Source organism: uncultured Faecalibaculum sp. (genome assembly GCF_910588395.1).
Taxonomy (GTDB): domain Bacteria; phylum Bacillota_I; class Bacilli_A; order Erysipelotrichales; family Erysipelotrichaceae; genus Faecalibaculum.
Genome location: NZ_CAJUPA010000041.1, coordinates 1 through 17,757 on the forward strand (window position 1 = coordinate 1; position 17,757 = coordinate 17,757).

The 17,757-nt window shown below is 55.2% G+C and carries 13 protein-coding genes; 5 read left to right on the plus strand and 8 right to left on the minus strand.

The features are described 5' to 3' along the window. Positions 1 to 207: 207 nt before the first annotated feature. The 3 genes from QZ305_RS10030 to QZ305_RS10040 all read right to left on the minus strand — a co-directional run bounded on the left by QZ305_RS10030 (position 208) and on the right by QZ305_RS10040 (position 6,886). Entirely contained in the window at positions 208 to 2,856 is a 2,649-nt protein-coding gene (locus tag QZ305_RS10030; protein ID WP_294731716.1) for a glycoside hydrolase family 32 protein, read from the minus strand. Between the two features lie 442 nt (positions 2,857 to 3,298). Further along, entirely contained in the window at positions 3,299 to 4,339 is a 1,041-nt protein-coding gene (locus QZ305_RS10035; RefSeq protein WP_294731717.1) for a ribonucleotide-diphosphate reductase subunit beta, read from the minus strand. Positions 4,340 to 4,363: 24 nt separating this feature from the next. Continuing rightward, positions 4,364 to 6,886, minus strand: a complete 2,523-nt coding sequence (locus tag QZ305_RS10040) for a ribonucleoside-diphosphate reductase subunit alpha (RefSeq protein WP_294731718.1) — start codon at positions 6,884 to 6,886, stop codon at positions 4,364 to 4,366. Between the two features lie 383 nt (positions 6,887 to 7,269). Between QZ305_RS10040 and QZ305_RS10045 the strand changes: the two genes are divergently transcribed. Beyond that, a complete protein-coding gene (locus tag QZ305_RS10045; RefSeq protein WP_294731719.1) occupies positions 7,270 to 8,193 on the plus strand; it encodes a PD-(D/E)XK nuclease family transposase in 924 nt (307 codons plus the stop codon). Positions 8,194 to 8,359: 166 nt separating this feature from the next. Here QZ305_RS10045 and QZ305_RS10050 read toward each other — a convergent pair whose 3' ends face one another. From QZ305_RS10050 to QZ305_RS10070, 5 genes are all read right to left on the minus strand, one after another. Beyond that, positions 8,360 to 9,112 carry an N-acetylmannosamine-6-phosphate 2-epimerase gene (locus QZ305_RS10050; protein ID WP_294731720.1) on the minus strand — a complete coding sequence of 251 codons (753 nt, stop codon included), beginning with the start codon at positions 9,110 to 9,112 and terminating at the stop codon, positions 8,360 to 8,362. 2 nt (positions 9,113 to 9,114) lie between these two features. After that, positions 9,115 to 9,870 carry a DeoR/GlpR family DNA-binding transcription regulator gene (locus QZ305_RS10055; protein WP_294731722.1) on the minus strand — a complete coding sequence of 252 codons (756 nt, stop codon included), beginning with the start codon at positions 9,868 to 9,870 and terminating at the stop codon, positions 9,115 to 9,117. 1 nt (position 9,871) lies between these two features. Beyond that, entirely contained in the window at positions 9,872 to 10,783 is a 912-nt protein-coding gene (locus tag QZ305_RS10060; RefSeq protein WP_294731723.1) for a glycyl-radical enzyme activating protein, read from the minus strand. Positions 10,784 to 10,901: 118 nt separating this feature from the next. Beyond that, positions 10,902 to 13,166, minus strand: coding sequence for a pyruvate formate lyase family protein (locus QZ305_RS10065; protein WP_294731724.1), 2,265 nt, complete (start codon positions 13,164 to 13,166; stop codon positions 10,902 to 10,904). 145 nt (positions 13,167 to 13,311) lie between these two features. Further along, positions 13,312 to 14,310, minus strand: coding sequence for an SIS domain-containing protein (locus QZ305_RS10070; protein ID WP_294731725.1), 999 nt, complete (start codon positions 14,308 to 14,310; stop codon positions 13,312 to 13,314). A gap of 172 nt (positions 14,311 to 14,482) precedes the next feature. Between QZ305_RS10070 and QZ305_RS10075 the strand changes: the two genes are divergently transcribed. From QZ305_RS10075 to QZ305_RS10090, 4 genes are read left to right on the plus strand one after another with little or no spacing between them, the layout of a single operon-like run. Beyond that, positions 14,483 to 15,325, plus strand: a complete 843-nt coding sequence (locus tag QZ305_RS10075) for an HAD-IIB family hydrolase (RefSeq protein ID WP_294731726.1) — start codon at positions 14,483 to 14,485, stop codon at positions 15,323 to 15,325. A 5-nt stretch (positions 15,326 to 15,330) separates the two neighbouring features. Beyond that, complete coding sequence (locus QZ305_RS10080) at positions 15,331 to 16,302, plus strand: nitrilase-related carbon-nitrogen hydrolase (RefSeq protein ID WP_294731730.1); 972 nt, start codon at positions 15,331 to 15,333, stop codon at positions 16,300 to 16,302. 2 nt (positions 16,303 to 16,304) lie between these two features. Then, positions 16,305 to 17,282 carry a P1 family peptidase gene (locus QZ305_RS10085; RefSeq protein ID WP_294731728.1) on the plus strand — a complete coding sequence of 326 codons (978 nt, stop codon included), beginning with the start codon at positions 16,305 to 16,307 and terminating at the stop codon, positions 17,280 to 17,282. Further along, positions 17,279 to 17,686, plus strand: a complete 408-nt coding sequence (locus tag QZ305_RS10090; protein ID WP_294731729.1) for an SseB family protein — start codon at positions 17,279 to 17,281, stop codon at positions 17,684 to 17,686. The genes QZ305_RS10085 and QZ305_RS10090 overlap by 4 nt, the downstream gene beginning before the upstream one ends. Positions 17,687 to 17,757: the final 71 nt, after the last annotated feature.

Below are 17,757 nucleotides of genomic sequence, written 5' to 3' on the forward strand. Positions count from 1 at the left end.
AAGGTATCTTTGGATGGGGTTAGTCTTCCTCCCTATCCAATTTTGGAGTGCCGTTATAAAAAGGTTCCACGTCTGTTCCGCCGGTTTACGGACAGAATTTTCAATCCTGGACCATTCAGAATACAAGAAAAAGACCGGCTCCAGTCATGACCGGTCTTTTTCCCGAGAGAGTTGTATATCAGAAATATGAACAAGTCGCTGTCAGAATCATTCCTGCTCGCGGCGTTTCCTGTTTGTGAAGACTGCACCTGCCAGGGCTCCGATGGCTGTCGCCAGGGTCATGCCTAAGCCGGTGGCTGCAGCTGTCGGAGTACCTTCGGAAGAAACAGAAGCTGCGGATACCGCCTGTGCCGGGGTCTCGCTGACAACCGGTTTCGCTGTGCTGTCGTAAATGTCGGTGACAGTGGTCGGTTTCTCCGGAGTCACGGTAATCGGCTTGTCTGCATTGGCCCGGAGGTTGGTCAGAGCATTGGTCAGAGCGTAGTTGGCAAGGTTGATGGAGTTCTGTGTGGAATCCGGGTTGAAGGCTGCCGCAAATGCTGCCTTGTAGGCATCCTGCAAAGCCTTGAAGCTTTCATCTGTGTAGTTGCCCTGTCCGCGCTCCAGCTGGTCTTTCGCATCCGCCAGGGTTCCGGAGAGGTTGCGCATATCGGTGTTGTCTTTGCGGTAGCTGTCCATGGTGGCGAAGCTGTAAGTCGCATTGACAGGTGTGCCAACAGCATACAGGTTGAGCAGATCCGCATCCTTATAGGGGAATACCAGTTCCGTCAGCACGATGGTGTCATTGCCTGCATATACTTCCACAGAGTAGTTGTCCACGAAGACTTTCAGCTTGATCTTGCCATTGGTCATGGCAACCGGTGCCGTGTAGTCCTGCAGGAACTTGAACCAGGTGCCATTCTGCATGTGATCAGCCGGAGCCTGTTCAGCTGCCATGGACTTGGAACGGTCCACGTGCAGGATTCCAGTGTTCACATCGTACCAGATCGTGGTCTGATAGTCTTTGTTTTTCAGGACCTCCAGAACGACTTTCTCCGTTCCCTTTTCAGGAGCGAACTCGATTTCGAACTGGAACTGCTGAGAGTGAATGCCTTCCAGCGGGTTGGACTTGTCGTCCAGGACAATGTCATCCTTGACTTCCAGGTTCTTCATCTGGTCGTATTCAGCTACCGGTGTCTGCTTCAGGCGCAGTCCTTCCGGTGTGCGCACTACAGACAGGTCTGCCATCAGCGTGAACTGACCATTGTGCTTTTCACCCAGCATCTTGCGGATGCCTTCCAGAGTCACCTTGCTGCCATCCGGCTGACGGATGGTGGAGTTGTCTGCATAGGACCAGTTGGACATCCACTGAACCATGACCACTCTGCCGTCTTCCTTATAGAAGCTCTGGGCTGCATAGGCATCGGGAGCATAGTTCATGTTGTAGCGGGCTGCCACATCCCCTGTGGGACCGTTGACTGTATCCGGTACGAATGTCCAGACGCCATCCACTTCCTTGAAGTCGCCCACCTGATACCAGCGGCCGCCTTCGGACAGAACGTATTTGTATTCGTCTGTACCTTCCACCGGGAGATAGTACAGTTCCGGACACTCGGTGATGATGTCACCCTGCATGGCTTCCGGTGTCCAGTGAATCAGATCTTTGGAGGAGTAGAAGCGCAGCGGACCACCGGCTACAGCCATCATCCACTGACCGGATTCTTCGTGCCAGAATACTTTCGGGTCACGGAAATCACCATTGTTGAGAGGATCTTCATTGACAAGCTCTGTGATGTTGCCTTCTGCGTCCCGGACAACTGTCCGCAGAGAACCTTCAGCCAGAACGACATTCTTGAAGAAATCCTTCTGGTCGGCTGTCAGCTCCTTGGTTGTACCATCCGCATTGAGAATGACGCGTTCTATTCCCAGATCCGGTGCTGTCCAGTTGAATCCATCAGCCGAATAGGCAATGCACTGTCTCTGGAAACCGAATTCGCCGCTTCCCCAGGAAGCGCCCGAAGGCATGCCTGCCAGTGTCCAGACAGCGACCAGACCCTGTTCTCCCTCCTTGAAGAAACCGGAGGTGTTGTTTTTGTCCACAACTGCGGATCCAGAGAAGTGGAATCGCATGCCATTGTCCGTAGAGGCTTTGAACACATCAGGAACTTCATGCTCTGTCCAGTGAACCAGATCTGTGGATGTGGCATGACCCCAGCTCATGGACCCATGGTTGACACCATCCGGATAATACTGGAAGAACAGATGCCAGGTGCCGTTGAAGTACACCATGCCATTGGGATCATTGGACCAGCCCTGTTCATTGGAGAAGTGGTACTGTTCCCGATAGGCTTCATCTTCCTGCTCTTTATCAGCTGCAGGTGTTTCCGCTTTGGCATTGTCTGCGGGGGCCGCTGCGGATGTATCAGCTTTGACGCTGACTGCCGGAGCCTCAGGTTCCGGCACTGCTTCTTCGGAAACAGCCGGAGCTGCCGGTTCCGCCGGAACCGCAGGATCTGCAGGTGCAGCGGCTTCAGGAGTTTCTGCCTCTGCTGCCTGTCCAGGTTCTTCGGATTCTTCTCCGACAGAAGCAGATTCTTCTTCTGCCTCTGCTGCAGGCGCATTGGTACTGCTGTAAATTTCTGTTTCCTGTGGTACTTCGATTTCCGCCGCTGCTTCCACGGGATCATTCTCTTCAGCTGCAGTTTCCAGGATCACTTCCTCCGGCGCCTGTACATCCACAACCGGCTGATCCGCAACCAGTTCTTCGGATTCACTGGCAAGGATCGCAGCACTGGCACCTGACAGCACCATCATGGCGGAAGCAGAGACAGCCGCCGATTTGATCAAATTGACTTTCTTGTTGTTTTCGTTTTTCATGACTTTCAAAAACCTTCTTCTATGGAAATGTTCTGAATACAAAGATCTTTGGGGAAAGGATGAAAGTTATAACTTACATGGTTACAATAGCCCCCCTCCCCCGGCTTTTTCAAGTCAATTTGTAAGTGATTACATTTGTCATGAACTGCGCCAGTCCGATTTGGAATATTTGATTAAATTCCGTATTTTTCCACTGAATCTCATGACATTTATCACTTGATTCCATAATCGCGGTTTCCCTCATTCTCTTCGGTCCTGCCATTCTTCTTCATCTGTTTGACAGTTCCGGCGGCTGTCCTGCATCCCTTTCCTGAAACAGGCAAACCTACGCAGAAAAGGCTGCGGGTTCTCCCAATCACGGGGACAGCCTTGCAGCCTTTGTGCATCATGATGGTTTTGATCATGCCCTGTCCAGGGCCCTGGCCCGCATCGACAGGCAGGATCAGAGATCGTCTACAATAGCGCCGGCTTTGGTATACGCCGTGGATTTGGCTTCAAAGAAATCTGTCTTGATGTCATTGGCCCGGCTGTAGGTATCCACCCATGCCATGGACTCCGGCAGTTCTTCATATCCTTCATAGACCGGTGCAAATCCCAGACCTTTGGCCCGCAGATTGGCCAGATACCGGATGTAATCCTTGACCCGGTCCAGATTCAGTCCTGCGATCCGGTCACCCAGAACATATTCTGCCCAGGACATCTCTTCCTCGGCACCGGTTTTCAGCATCTGCCGGTATTCCTCTTCCAGTTCCGGCGTAAACAGCTCCGGCTGTTCCTTTTTCAGTTCCAGAAGAATGTTCCGGAAGAGCCACAGATGCGTGTTTTCATCCCGGTTGATGTAGCGGATTTCCTGCGCACTGCCGGGCATCTTGCCCATGCGGCCCAGGTTGTAGAAAAACATGAACCCCGAATAGAAGTAGATTCCTTCCAGAATATAGTTCGCAATCAGGGTTTTGACCAGCTGTCCGGCGTCTTTGTGTTCCAGAAAATCATTGTACAGATTGCCGATGAACTCATTCCGATGCAGCAGGTGTTCGTCGTCTTTCCACTGATACAGGATCTCATTCCGCTTTTCAGGGGAGCAGATGGTATCCAGCATATAGGAATAGGACTGGGAATGCACGGCTTCCTGAAAGGCCTGAATGGTCAGACACAGGTTGACTTCATTGGCTGTGATATAGGCGCCGATGTTGGGCAGATTGGCGGTCTGCAGGGAGTCCAGAAAGACCAGAAAGGAGAGGATCTTGTCATAGGCAGTCCGTTCCTCGTCGGTGAGATTCCGGTAATCCTTGATGTCCTGAGAGAGGTTGATCTCTTCCGGGATCCAGAAATTGTTCATGGCCTGCCGGTACCACTGACTGGTCCAGTCGTATTTCACATTGTTGAAGTCATTCAGGTTGGTTGTATTGCCGTTGATCATCCGGCGTTTGGCCAGATCGGTGTCGCCGTCTTTGTTGAACAGCGCCTTGGGTTTCAGTTCCATGACTGTCTCCTTTCTCTTTCCATGCTATGCACTGCAGGATTCGCATTCTTCCACTTCCAGTGACTGGGAACGGACATAGTAAATGGTCTTTACGCCTTTCTCCCAGGCCCTGAGATACAGATCCAGAACTTTGCGGAAGGTGAATTCCGGGGTGACGTACAGATTCACGGACTGCGCCTGGTCAATGTGCCGCTGGCGGATGGCTGCTGCGTCCACGATCCAGTTCTGATCGATGTGATGTGCGTTTTTATAGTACCAGAAGGTTTCATCCGAGAGATCCGGTGCGACTCTTGTCAGCATGGATCCTTTCTTTTCCTCCAGAAAATACTTCTTCAGAACCGGATCCACCGCAGCGGTGGTGCCGGCCAGGATCGAGGTGCTGGAGGTGGGGGCAATGGCCAGCAGATAGCCGTTTCGCAGGCCGTTTTCCCGGACTTCCTGTGCCAGGGCCTGCCAGCGGTCAGATACATAATCCCGTTTGGTGAAATAGGCACCTGTCTGGTATTCACTGCCCTGGAAGCCGGCATAGGCACCCTTTTCCCGGGCCAGTTCGCAGGAGGCCTGCAGGGCATGATAGTTGATGCGCTCGTACAGATCATCCATGTAGCTTAAGTGTTCTTCGCTTTCAAACCGGATGCGCTTTTTGGCCAGCAGATGCTGGTATCCGCTGGTGCCAAGGCCCACCGGGCGCATCTGACTGGAGGTGAGTTTCGCATAGGGCAGCGCATAGTAATTCAGATCAATGACATTGTCCAGGGCCCGCATGACGGTGTGGATGACATGACTGAGTTCGCTGTCATTGTCCACGTCGATGTGCCCCAGAGACAGGGAAGCCAGGTTGCAGACGACGAAATCTCCCGGGTGCGTTCTGGTGACCACCATGGTTTCCCCGTTTACGGTCACGATTTCCGGTTCCTCTTCGTGCATGGTTGACATGTTCTGGGCAATTTCCGTGCAGAGGTTGGAGGCATAAATCATGCCTTTGTGGCTGTTGGGATTGGCTTCGTTGACGGTATCCCGGTTGAACACGAAAGGCGTTCCGGTTTCCACCAGCGACTTGATGATCATTCTGACCATTTCCCGGATGGACAGCACCCGTTTGTCGATGGCAGGATCATTGACACAGTCCCAGTAACGCCGTTCCCATTCAGGGCCAAAGGCGTCTTCCAGATTCCAGCCTTTGACCTGGCTGATCTGATGGGGATCCATGAGATTCCAGGAGGCATCCAGATCGGTGGCTGCCAGGCGCCAGAACAGGTCAGGGACGCAGATGGCCGGGAAAATGTCGTGGGCTTTCATCCGGTCATCGCCGTTGTTGGTGCGCAGCTGCAGAAATTCGGGGATATCCCGGTGCCACAGATCCAGATAGACCGCGGCGGCACCTGCCCGTACTCCCAGCTGGTCCACGGCGATGGCGGTATCATTCACCAGACGGATCCAGCGGATCACGCCTCCCGCAGCACCTTTGAATCCTCTAATGTCACTGCCGGTGGCCCGGACTTTGCCCATGTACAGCCCCATGCCGCCGCCGTGCTTGGAGACTCTGGCAAAGTTGTCAATGGATTTGTAGATGCCGGTGAGAGAATCTTCCACGGTGTCAATGAAGCAGCTGGACATCTGGTGGAATGGCTTGCGGGCATTGGACATGGTGGGAGTGGCCATGGTGACCTGCAGCTTGCTGAAAATGTCATAGAAGCGTGTGGCCCAGTATACCCGGTCCGTTTCGGGGATGGCCAGATGCATGGCAATGCCCATGAACATTTCCTGCACCCGTTCCATGAGACGCCCGTCCCCGGTCCGGATGAGATAGCGGCTGGCCAGCAGATCCAGTCCCGGATGTTTGAACAGTCTGGTGCGGTCCGGATCCATGCAGGCTTCCAGACGGGCCAGATCTTCTGTGGTATAGCTTTCCAGCAGACTGTCAGAGAGCAGATGCTGCTCCGTGAGCCAGACAAGCTTCTCTTCCCAGGTCTGCAGGCCCAGTTCCTGTTCATTCTGCCGGATTTCCAGTTCCAGTTCATGGTTGAGGATCCGGGCTGCAATATCCTCCCATCGGGGTGCATTCCGGCTGGTGAGTTCTGCCGCTGCCCGTTCCAGAAACCGGAGCCGTTCCTGCAGGGACTGGCCAGGACGGATCAGTTCCGCAGCTTTGATCTGCAGCCGGTCCAGAGAATACTCCGTCTGGGGAAAGTCTCTCTGAATGTCTTCCAGCAGATCTGCCAGAGAGTCATCCTGGGCAAGTCCGGTGATCTGGTTCACTGTCTGACGCATGCGGGCATGATTCTGTCTGTACAGGATGTAGGCTTTGGCTGTCCTGTAGCAGCCTGCGCCCATCAGGGCCTGTTCAGCCAGGTCCTGAATCTGCTCCACATCGCTGCCTTCCTGCAGCTGACCGGAAATCCAGACCGTCATGGCTTCCAGCTGCCCGTCGGTTACGGTTTCCTGTGTAGAGAGAAAAGCCCGGGAAATGGCCCGGCTGATTTTGTCGGGATTGAAGGCTTCCAGGGCACCGCTTCTTTTGCGGATGGTCTGTATCTGATTGGTCATATATGTAATTCCTTTTGTTTCCTTTGCTGCCAAACAGGCAGTGTCAGCTTTCAGTATAGTCCTGTCGGGGATGGTCTTCCCTGCTGTCGCACAGTAAGAGACAGAGCAGAACGACAACTGTGACAATCTGCCGGCTCCGGTTACACCGGAAAAGGAACAGAAAACCGGCTTCTGATGAAAACAGCGGAAGCTCACAGAACACGGACAGGAGACAGCAGTGCTGTTTTGTTAACAATGATGCGTTACATCCCTGGATATTCCAGGACTGTGCAAGGTAAAACGAATCTTTTTGTTGATTCTTAACCCACGTATATTTCCATATATCGGATTCTACGGTATACTGTGTTCACATATATACAACTCAATGAAAGGACGGATGGAACATGATACAGAAAGACCCGGACCGCTCTGTCACTTCTTCCCCGGTCACATCAGAGAACTGGGAGGCTGCCATCAGAAGACAGCTGAAAACCGCCACACTGTTTGATGATGCCTATGCTGCCGTGTTTTTTGATGGAGCGCTGGACTGTGCCCAGCTGCTGGTATCAAAAATCTGCGGCGAGGAATACACGGTGGAATCCGTGGAAATCCAGAAGGTCATTCCTCAGTTTGGAATCAAAAGCGTCCGCCTGGATGTGTATGCTCAGGATACCGGCGGGGGAAGACACATTTTTGAATTTCAGCTGGTCACGTATCCATATCTCCCCAGACGTGGCCGCTACTATCTCAGTTCCAACGACATGCAGATGCTGAAAGCCGGGAGCAGTTACGATGAACTGCAAGATGTGACAGTGGTGTTCATCTGCAAATCGGATGTCATGAAATCCGGAAAACCAATGCATGTCTTCGCCATGAAAGACGAAGACGGGCGGGAACTGGGCGACGGACACAGGATGATTTTTCTGAATGCGGCCTATCCGGATGACTGGGAGCTCAAAGATCTGATGCATGATATCCTCTGCGCAAATCCGGAGGATATGGTTTATGATGAATTCAGAAACAGAAGCATGCTTCTGAAACGGAAGAAGGAAGGAGAAGTTATGTTCAACGATGAGCTGGAAAAACTGGTGCAGGAGCGGGAGAGAATTGTTGCCGAGAAAGCTGCTGCAGAAGCTGCTGCTGAGAAGGATAAAGCTGTGGCTGAAACTGCCGAGAAGACCAGACATGAAGTCCATTACAGTCAGCTTTGCAGGCTGTTCAAGAAGGGCAAGAGCACGGATTTCATTTCCGAAGCAACCGACTTCGCTCCCGAGACAGTCAACCGCATGAGAGGCGAATTTGAAGCCACCGGCACATTCCACCTGTAAACCTCTCCCCAACAGCATCCGACCATGCGAAAAAGCTGTCAGCCCTCTGATTCTTACACCAGAGCTGACAGCCTTTTTCATCTGCTGATCCGGATCACCCCCATCCGGGCAAACCAGGCCATGGACAGCCATCCGGACTGCAGTTTTTCTGCAGCCCGGATCATCATCAGTGTTTTGCCCGCTCAGCGTCTCTCCAGTTGTCCTGCAGGCCACCCATCAGATCCGTGAACCGCTTGGCTGTCAGGTGCGGACGGGTAATGGCACTGCCAACCACCACAGAGTGCGCTCCCAGGAACAGGCACTTCACTGCATCCTCCGGCGTGTAAATATGTCCTTCCATCATCATATAGGCATCATCCTTGAAATCCCGGCACATTCTCGCAAATTCCCGCATATCCGGTTCACTGATGTGTTTGGTCTCAGCCGTATAGCCATACAGCGTCGGTGCCACAATATCCGCACCTTTCTCCACCGCATGACGGGCTTCCTCATAATTGGATACATCCGCGAAGAAAATCGCCTCAGGAATCTCTTTCTTCGCTTCCTCCAGCAGATCCCAGGCCACAGTCCCCTCATGAGTGGTCTGTTTCGTGCAGTCCAGCGCAATGATTTCCGCTCCGGCATCCCAGATTGCCCTGACTTCCTTCATCGTCGGCGTAATAAACACATCTGTATCGTCGTGCCACACCTTCCAGAGCCCGATCACCGGCAGTTCCGGTACTGCCTGCTTGATTGCACGGATCTGCTCCGGTGAATTCGCCCGGATTCCCTTTGCCCCGGCCCAGCGGGCAGCTTCTGCCATCTTCACCACCATATCATCCGTGTAAATCGGATCATCGTGCTGAACCTGACAGGACACAATCAGCCCATCCTTCAGGCCCTCCAGCAGCTCGCGTTTCTTCGCATCCTGTGTTTTCATACTCAGTTTCCTTTCATTTCTTCTTCCTTTGTGTCCTCATGGCCTTCATCCGGCTCCGTGATCACCTGTGCAAAATTCTGCACCGGCGCAAAAGCGTACATTCCCCGGCGGTTCTCCTTGGATCTGTCCATCACCAGGTAGCTGGTGTTCGCCCGCTTCATCGCATCCTGCTTGATCTCGGCCACAGACAGATCATTGGCCCAGGCCCGGTCATCTGCCAGACCGTTGGCAGAGACAAACGCCTTGTCAAACCAGAACGATTCCAGAATCTGTCTGGCCAGCGGTCCGGTACTCACCAGGTAGGATTTGTCAAAATCCCCTCCCAGCAGACAGATCCGGCCGGGGAAATTCTCCGGCACCTGCGACAGCAGATACACATTCGGTGTCACGATCGTGATATCCCGGCTGCCCAGGTCCTTCATCATCTTTGCGATGGTCGTCCCGGAATCCAGGAACACACAGTCTCCATCCTGGACAAGATCCGCCGCTTTCCGGGCTGCACCGGCTTTCTGAACTGCGTGCATATCCGCCTTTTCCAGCGTCGCCGGCTCGAATATCTTTGTCAGATGCCGGCTGCGGTCCTTCAGAACTGCACCTCCCCGCTGCCGGATCACAAGTCCCTGACGCTCCAGTTCATCCAGATCCCGCATGGCGGAACTGCGGGAGACACCAAACTCATTCATGATCTGACTTACGGACAGAAACTCCGACTGCCGGACCATGGACGCCAGCCTGTCCAGCCGCTCTGCATTGGTCATGTCACTGCCCTCCAATCCGCGTCCCTTCATCCGCAAAATCCGCCAGGATTTCCTTGTCCATCATCGGCGTCTGTTCATAAGGATAGCGCCGGTCCAGCTTGTGCCATTTTCCCTTTCCCATGGGATGAAACGGCAGCAGCTGCATCTGTTCGAATCCCAGATGCCTGACATAGAATCTGATGTCCTCCAGATCTCCCTGATTGAATCCGGGTATCACCGGAACCCGGATCACCACCGGCACATCCGTGGTTTTCAGATACCGCAGATGTTCTTCGATTTCCTCCAGATCTCCCCCGGTGAACTGCTTCAGTTTCTTTCCGTCACAGTGCTTCACATCGTGATACACCAAATCGATCCAGGGAAGCGCCTGCTGCAGCTTCTCCAGTCCATATGCGCCTTCTGTTTCCACCGCCGTGTGATACCCCCGGGCTTTCAGCGCCTGCAGCAGAGGCACCGGATCCTGCTGGAACACTTCCCCGCCGGAGAGAGTGACACCGCCCCGGGACACCTGGTAATAGTCCCGGTCCTTGTCCACCTCTGCCAGAATCTCACGCACCGTCATCACCTGCCCGGTGATTTCCATTGCCTTGTTCAGACAGGCAGTCACACAGCTGCCGCACCCTGTGCACAGCTCCCGGCTGATCACTGCCTTCCCGGCGCTGATGGCGATGGCTTTGGCAGGGCATGCCTTCTGGCACCGGCCACAGCCGGTGCACAGGCTGTCATCATGAAAGAGCTCCGGTTCCGGTTTCCAGGTTTCCGGGTTCGCGCACCAGGGGCAGTGCAGCCGGCAGCCTTTGAAGAAAACCACCGTTCGGATCCCCGGGCCGTCATGAGTGGCAAACCGCTGAATATTGGTGATGGTGTACCTGGCTTCGTCCCGATCCAGAATTCCATCCATTTTCGCTTTCATCCATCACTCACCTCCTGTTTTCTTCTGAACATGTATTGTCCCTGTATGTCCCCCTTATTTGAAAGCGGCGTCTGAGAGAACAGAGTCTGCAGAGCAGATCTGTTCTCTCAGTGGCCGCTTAGTCCCATAATGCCCGGGACAGCAGCTCATCCTGGACCGTTTTGTCCAGATCCACAAACACCGCGCTGTATCCTGCAACCCGGACGATGAGATCCGGATACTTTTCCGGATGCTTCTGGGCATCCTCCAGCTGACCTTTGTCCACCACTGTGACCATGAGCTGGCAGCCGCCTTTTCTGAAATAGGTGTCAAACAGGATTTTCACCTTTTCCTTGTCCTCATGCATCATCCGCGGGGTGAACTTGATGTTCTGCACCGAACCGCCGTGATATCTGGCGTCAAACCGGGACAGAGAGTTGAGCACTGCCGTGGGGCCGGATTTGGCGGCTCCTCCCTGGGGATTGTTGGCGGGATTCATGTAGACTCCTTTCCGCCGTCCATCCAGACTGGCTGCAGTCTGCAGGCCCCAGTCTGTATTGGTCTGGTTGTTGGAAATCACGATCAGGAAATAATCCATGCCCAGGTCAATGCCTTTCTGCCGGACAGATTTCGCCGTGAATTCGTACAGATCATCCGCCATGTCATCGGCTTCCGGCTCATCGTTGCCGTACTTGGGAACCGCCAGAATGTCCCGGAGCAGTTCCCCGTCTCCCTGGAAATCCCGGCTGGCGGCTTCGTTCATTTCCTCCAGCGTGTATTTCCGCTCCTCAAACACCAGACGCTTCACAGCGGTCAGGGCATCGGACGCATTGATGTTGCCATAGGTCTCCAGGGTGCCGCCCAGGATCCTGACACCGCCATCCAGAAGCGCCTTGCCCCTGGCCAGGCAGTCATCCATCAGCGCACTGGCAAACAGGAAGGACACTTCCCGGTTCATGACCTCATAGGAGTGCAGCTGATCCCGGGCGCACTTTTCGAAATACCAGTCCAGCAGCCGGCGGTACTGCGCGTAAAAGGCTTCGAAGGTTGTCAGTTCAGACAGCGGAAGCAGTTCCACCGGTCCGTTTTTCTTCTGACCGTCCATGGGATCAATGCCCTCGTTCATGGCAATCTGCAGCACCTTTACCATGTTCAGCAGCGTATTGGGGGTTCCCACGGACTGTCCCTGAATCACGAATTCCCCGCATCCGAATGGCAGATACTGCTCCGCTGTCTTCCTGTCCACCCGCATGGCGTACTGCACAGCCGGAATGTTCACATCGTCGTTGTAGAGCGTGGGATAGGTGGCGCCTGCCGCAATGCATTCATACGCCATGTCTTTGAGAACGGGATCTGTCCGGGAATCAAACCGGAAGGTGAACTGCGGCTCCACGCAGCGCAGCTTCTTCACCACCCGCAGGCAGATCTTCGCAAAGAGGTCCGCAGCCTCCGGATCCGGACGGCCCCGTCCACCGACGATGATGCGGCCATTGACGGTGGTCCGGCGGTTTTCAATGAGCATCCACAAACTCTCCAGCACCTCCTGGGCGCTTTCCTCCGTCTCGATCCCTGCATCGATATCGGCTTTCAGATACGGTCCCAGAATAATGTCCAGACGGCCGTAGTTGATGCAGCCGGCACACAGGGCATACAGCCAGAACAGCTGCAGGGCCTGACGGAAGGTGGCCGGGGCTGCCTGTTCAATGGCTGCCAGGTCCTGAATCATCCGTGCCTTCGCACTCTCCGGCACTTCCCGGGATTCTGTCACCAGCTGCTGCTGTGCGTGAATGACCTGCTCAAACAGATCCATCATCTCCAGGGAAGCCTGCAGATAGGCGTTGTCCGGATCCAGAACCAGACGGCTGCGGATCTCCTCTTTCATTCCCGGGACACCCAGCCGCATGAGTTTTCCATAGTCCAGCATCATCCCGGAGAGTCTGGCTGTGGCCATATAGGGATAGGCGCAGTCAATGAACCGGCCTGTGACCGTTTCATCCAGCACATCCTGACAGTACAGCGTTTTCAGGTCGTGTTCCTGCCAGAAATCGTACAGTGCATCCACCCGGTGCCACTGGTCTTCGGGAAGCTCATTCTTCAGCCCACGGAGCTTGTGAAACACACAATAGTGCCCCACGCCGCCAACACTGGTCACACAGCCAAATCCAATGGGCAGAAAATCCAGACGGCCGGCAGTCAGATCCCCGGGTTCCAGGTGCCGGAACAGATCCGGATAGATGACAGACAGACACCGCACTTCCCGGATGGCTTTGTCTTCTGACAGATTTTCCCGGTAGACCCGGGTATACCGTTCCATGAGTGCCAGCTGTTCTTCGGGAGTTTTCTCACTGGGAAGCTTTCTGGACACTTCCACATTCTGCGCGCCATCAATGTTGATGTGTTTCATGTGTGTTCCTCTCTTTCATCCACAGGATACCGCGTCATTCATCCATTTTCAACCGTTTTTATTCATTTTTGTTCTTTTTTAACCAGAATAACCGGTCTGAATTCATCACATTTACGCTGGAAGACCCTGATTCCGCCATTTTCATTCATTTTCGGCTGCTTTCCCGAAACAGAAATTTTTCTGAATGGGAAATGTTTTCAATGTCATAGGGATACCGGGAGGTATCAATCCCCAGCCTGCAGGCTCCAAGGGCAGCTGCCAGCTGAAAGGGAATGACCATCCGGATCAGATCCAGATCCTGACCGCCTGCTTCCAGCACCAGTACATGGTCTGTGATCTGCAAGACCAGCTCCACGGTCTGGGCATCCCGGTCTGTCTGCATCACAGCCACCAGCAGATCATCCTGATTGAAGGCCAGATCTGCCAGATGACTGAGCTCTTCGGTTTCTTCCCGCATCACGGCTTTGCGCAGACACTCCCGCATCTTCAGGGCACCTTCCATGGCGGTGACCCAGTGCAGTCCGCTGCCTGTCACCGTGATTTTCGGCGCCTGCAGCAGTTCAGGAAGATGTTCCTGCACAAATCCTTCCGCCTGCCGGATGACATCCGGCAGGGCTGCAATCTCGTCAGTCACATCCGTGGAAAAACCGGCAGCGTGGCGGATGGCCAGGATCCATTCCAGAATCGCAGCTGTGTAGCCCTGGGTTTCCGGGGGCACCAGTTCCCGCTGGCAGACCAGCGGCATCCAGGCATCACACAGGTTCACCAGCGGACTGTCCGCTTCCAGGGAAAACGCCAGGGTGGCACATCCCTGCTTCTTCGCGTGATCCAGCGCCTGCAGCGTGGAAATGCTGTTGCCTGACTGGGAGATTCCCACCACCAGTGTCTCTTGGGGTTTTCTGATTTTCCCGCCGGCAAGCAGAGCCGGCAGACAGGCCCGGGCATCCAGGGGCAGATATTTCTCCGTCAGCATCGCCGCTGCCTGGCTGACGTGCTGGCTGGTCCCCGATCCGGTATACACCACCCTTTGAATGGGCCGGTTTTCCAGCAGGCTGCCAAAGACACCGATCCAGCTTTCTTTCCGGTCCAGAACCGACTGCAGGATTTCCGGCTGCCGGATGATGTAGTCATACATGGTGCACATCGCAAATTCCTCCTCTTTCTTGTTCTGTCCTGACCGTATCACAGAGACGTCTGGAATGATATACCATTCAAGCCGACAATCCTCTCTTCTCCTTTCAGCCCCGGCGTCCATCGGCAGAAACCTGTCGGCGGAAAAAGTTTCCCTGCATTTTTTATTCGGCTATCATGGAGTCATGACAAGCAGGACAGAGGACAAAAACAGGCCGTTTCCGGCGGTGGAAGCGGTGTTCTTCGATGTGGACGGCACATTGTACGACCACGCAGCCGGGGGGATCCCGGATCTGCACATGAAAGCGATGAAGGATCTGCAGGGGCAGGGCATCAAGGTGTGTCTGTGTTCCGGGCGATGCATGCCGCTGCTGGAAAACCTCGGCATTCTGGATCTGTTTCCCTTTGACGGGGTGGTTGCGGGCAATGGCAGCTATGTATACGGCGAGAAGGGCCGTCTGATTTATGCCGATCCGGTGGATCCACGGGCAGCCGCTGACATCTTCCGGCTGGCGGCTGCGCAGAACATTCCGGTGTTTGCCGCGGGCAACCGGGTGCTGGTGACGGAGATGACTGACGGGGTCCGGGATCTGTTTGAACGGATCAGCGTCCAGAATATTCCGGTGAGAAACCCGCTGCCGGATGACACCTTCGCGGTGCTGTCTCTGGTGGAGGAAAACCGGCGGCTGCATCCGGAGTTTGCGGTACCGGGGATCCGGCTGCTGGAGAACGAACTGTCGATGGATATGATGAAGGACGATCTGTCGAAATACGAAGGCATCCGCCGGCTGCTGGATTATTACGGTCTTTCCTCGTATATGGCCTTCGGGGATGCGCTGAATGATCTGGAGATGCTGGAGCACGCGGATGTGGGTGTGGCCATGGGCAATGCCCAGAAGGAACTGCTGGAGAGGATCCCGGAGGTGTGTCCGCCGGTGACAGAATCCGGCATTTATGTCTGGCTGAAGGATCACGGCTTTCTGTCTGTGGCATCAAAGGAGCCTCCGACCGGAGGCAGTCTTCAGTGACTGCGATGCAGCAGGAGCCGGACACCGCAGTCCAGGAAGGAAATGCCTGGCGGCAGCAGCTGAAGCTGCAGCTTGTACAGCTGGAGGTCGCACCGAATGTGGAGGAAAACATCCGGCGGATGCAGGGACTGCTGGATCCGGCAGCGGATTTCGCCCTGCTGCCGGAGCTCTGGAACTGTCCCTATGACAATGACATGATCCTGCAGGCAGCATCCCGGGATCGGGACAGCCGCAGGGCCATGTCGCAGGCAGCTGCCGGGCATCACCTGTGGCTGGCAGGATCGATTCCCTGGCGGCAGAACGGACACATATACAACATGGCGTTTGTCTTTGATGACCAGGGACTGGAGGTCTGCCGCTATGCCAAGACCCACCTGATGGAAGTAAACACAACCCGGTCCCACTACAGCGAGGCGGATGTCTTCACACCTGGGGAGGCATTCTGCGCGTTTGAAACGCCCTGGGGACGAATGGGGATCCTGGTTTGCTATGACATCCGGTTTCCGGAACCCGCCCGGCTGCTGGCGCAGGCCGGGATCCGGGTGCTGCTGCTGCCGGCGGCATTCAACGAGGCAGCGGGTCAGAAGCACTGGCAGCCGCTGCTGTGCACGCGGGCGCTGGAAAACCAGATCTTTGCAGCCGGCTGCAATCCCAGGTACACCTGGAAGGGCTACAAAGCCTGGGGCCATTCCCTGGCGGTGTCCCCGGATGGAGTCATTCTCCAGGAGGGACCCGGGACAGTGGAACTGGATCTGGAGCAGGTGGACCGGATCCGCCAGCGGATGCCCTACACCAAAATCCGCCGGCAGGATCTTTACCGGCTGGAGAGCCCGGTTCCTGTGGAGATCTCTGCGCTGTCCGCCGGCGAGGCGCAGTCTGTGGTGGATCCGGGGATTCCGGACCGCCGGGATCCGGAACAGGCTGTACAAAGCAGTCCAGATAAAAAGCACAGAAATGAAACACAGAAGGGGAAATGACCATGAAACAGATACCGATTACTGATATTGCCGGTTTCCAGATCGGCTATGCGGACAACCAGGCACAGGGAACCGGATGCACCGCGATTCTGTGCAAAGCCGGTGCAGTAGCCGGGGTGGATGTGCGGGGTGGCGGACCGGCGACCCGGGACACCGACCTGCTTCAGCCAAAAAACACCGTGGAACAGATTCACGCGGTTCTGCTCTCCGGGGGTTCAGCCTTCGGACTGGAAGCCGGTACCGGCGTGATGAAATACCTCAGCGAACAGGGCATCGGCATGCCTGTGACACCCGGTGTCAGCGTCCCAATCGTGGTGCAGGCGGATATCTTCGATCTGGCTGTGGGCGACGCAGTGTGGCCGGATGTGGCCATGGGCTACGAAGCGGCCAGGGACAGTGAGCACAATGTCATCCGGCATGGCAACGCAGGTGCAGGCATGGGTGCTTCCGTGGGCAAAATTCTGGGTCCGGAAAAAGCCATGAAGTCCGGCATCGGCACAGCGGCGTATCAGTGCGGCGACCTGCAAGTGGGCGCCGTGGTGGTGGTCAATGCCTGCGGCGATGTCTTCGAGATGGACAGCCGGACAAAGCTCGCGGGGGTGCAGTCGGATCTGACCATGGAAGAAATCATGGCACAGCTCTTTGAAGCCCAGACCGCTCAAAGTGCTGCGCCGGAAAGCGCCAGCCCGGAATCCAGCCGCAAAAATACCACCATTGGCTGCGTACTGACCAATGGCGCTTTCACCAAAGCGCAGATGAACAAGCTGGCTTCCCTGGCGCAGAACGGGCTGTCCCGCACGATCCGGCCGGTGAACATGACGCTGGATGGCGACACGATGTTCGCAATAACCACTGGCTCGGTGCCGGCGGTCATGGATGTCGCCGGCATGATGGCAGTCAAAGCAGTTGCCAAAGCCGTGGAAACAGCCGTCAATGAAGCTGAAACGGCTTATGGCCTGAAAGGACGAAAATCACAATGAATCCCATTGAAGAAAAACTGAACGCCCTCAAGGAAGTGTATGTCTGCGGCGTGGATGCCCGGAAAAAGGACACCTTCCCGGCTCTGGACCCGGTCAATTTTGTCTGGAAGCAGGATGTGCCCCTGCTGCCGGATCTTTTGAAAGCGGAGGATGGCCGAAGTTTCTATCCCTGTTTCACCTCCATGACTCAGGTCCCGGAACAGTACAAGCAGTTCTTCCTCTGGGTGGCAGTCCCCTTTCGCGAGTTCTGCGCCTTTGCGGTGAAATCCACGATCTGCCACGAAATCATCATCGATCCCTTCACCTCCAGTCTGATCCTGCCGGAAAATATAGTGGTGAAATACAGCGGTCTGGAGACTGCGGACAGCGGCAGTACAGACAAGACACCGGAGGTCAAAGCCTGATTCTCTTTCTCCGCTCACGATCGAGTAGAGACTAGGTCCCTCTCACACCACCCAGCGTGCCGTTCGGCACT

Coding starts and splice junctions, on each gene's coding strand:
- QZ305_RS10090 (WP_294731729.1), top strand. CDS start 17,279: ATGAATCCCATTGAAGAAAAACTGAACGCCCTCAAGGAAGTGTATGTC.
- QZ305_RS10035 (WP_294731717.1), bottom strand. CDS start 4,339: ATGGAACTGAAACCCAAGGCGCTGTTCAACAAAGACGGCGACACCGAT.
- QZ305_RS10050 (WP_294731720.1), bottom strand. CDS start 9,112: ATGAAAACACAGGATGCGAAGAAACGCGAGCTGCTGGAGGGCCTGAAG.
- QZ305_RS10085 (WP_294731728.1), top strand. CDS start 16,305: ATGAAACAGATACCGATTACTGATATTGCCGGTTTCCAGATCGGCTAT.
- QZ305_RS10030 (WP_294731716.1), bottom strand. CDS start 2,856: ATGAAAAACGAAAACAACAAGAAAGTCAATTTGATCAAATCGGCGGCT.
- QZ305_RS10040 (WP_294731718.1), bottom strand. CDS start 6,886: ATGACCAATCAGATACAGACCATCCGCAAAAGAAGCGGTGCCCTGGAA.
- QZ305_RS10065 (WP_294731724.1), bottom strand. CDS start 13,166: ATGAAACACATCAACATTGATGGCGCGCAGAATGTGGAAGTGTCCAGA.
- QZ305_RS10045 (WP_294731719.1), top strand. CDS start 7,270: ATGATACAGAAAGACCCGGACCGCTCTGTCACTTCTTCCCCGGTCACA.
- QZ305_RS10055 (WP_294731722.1), bottom strand. CDS start 9,870: ATGACCAATGCAGAGCGGCTGGACAGGCTGGCGTCCATGGTCCGGCAG.
- QZ305_RS10060 (WP_294731723.1), bottom strand. CDS start 10,783: ATGAAAGCGAAAATGGATGGAATTCTGGATCGGGACGAAGCCAGGTAC.
- QZ305_RS10080 (WP_294731730.1), top strand. CDS start 15,331: ATGCAGCAGGAGCCGGACACCGCAGTCCAGGAAGGAAATGCCTGGCGG.
- QZ305_RS10070 (WP_294731725.1), bottom strand. CDS start 14,310: ATGTGCACCATGTATGACTACATCATCCGGCAGCCGGAAATCCTGCAG.
- QZ305_RS10075 (WP_294731726.1), top strand. CDS start 14,483: ATGACAAGCAGGACAGAGGACAAAAACAGGCCGTTTCCGGCGGTGGAA.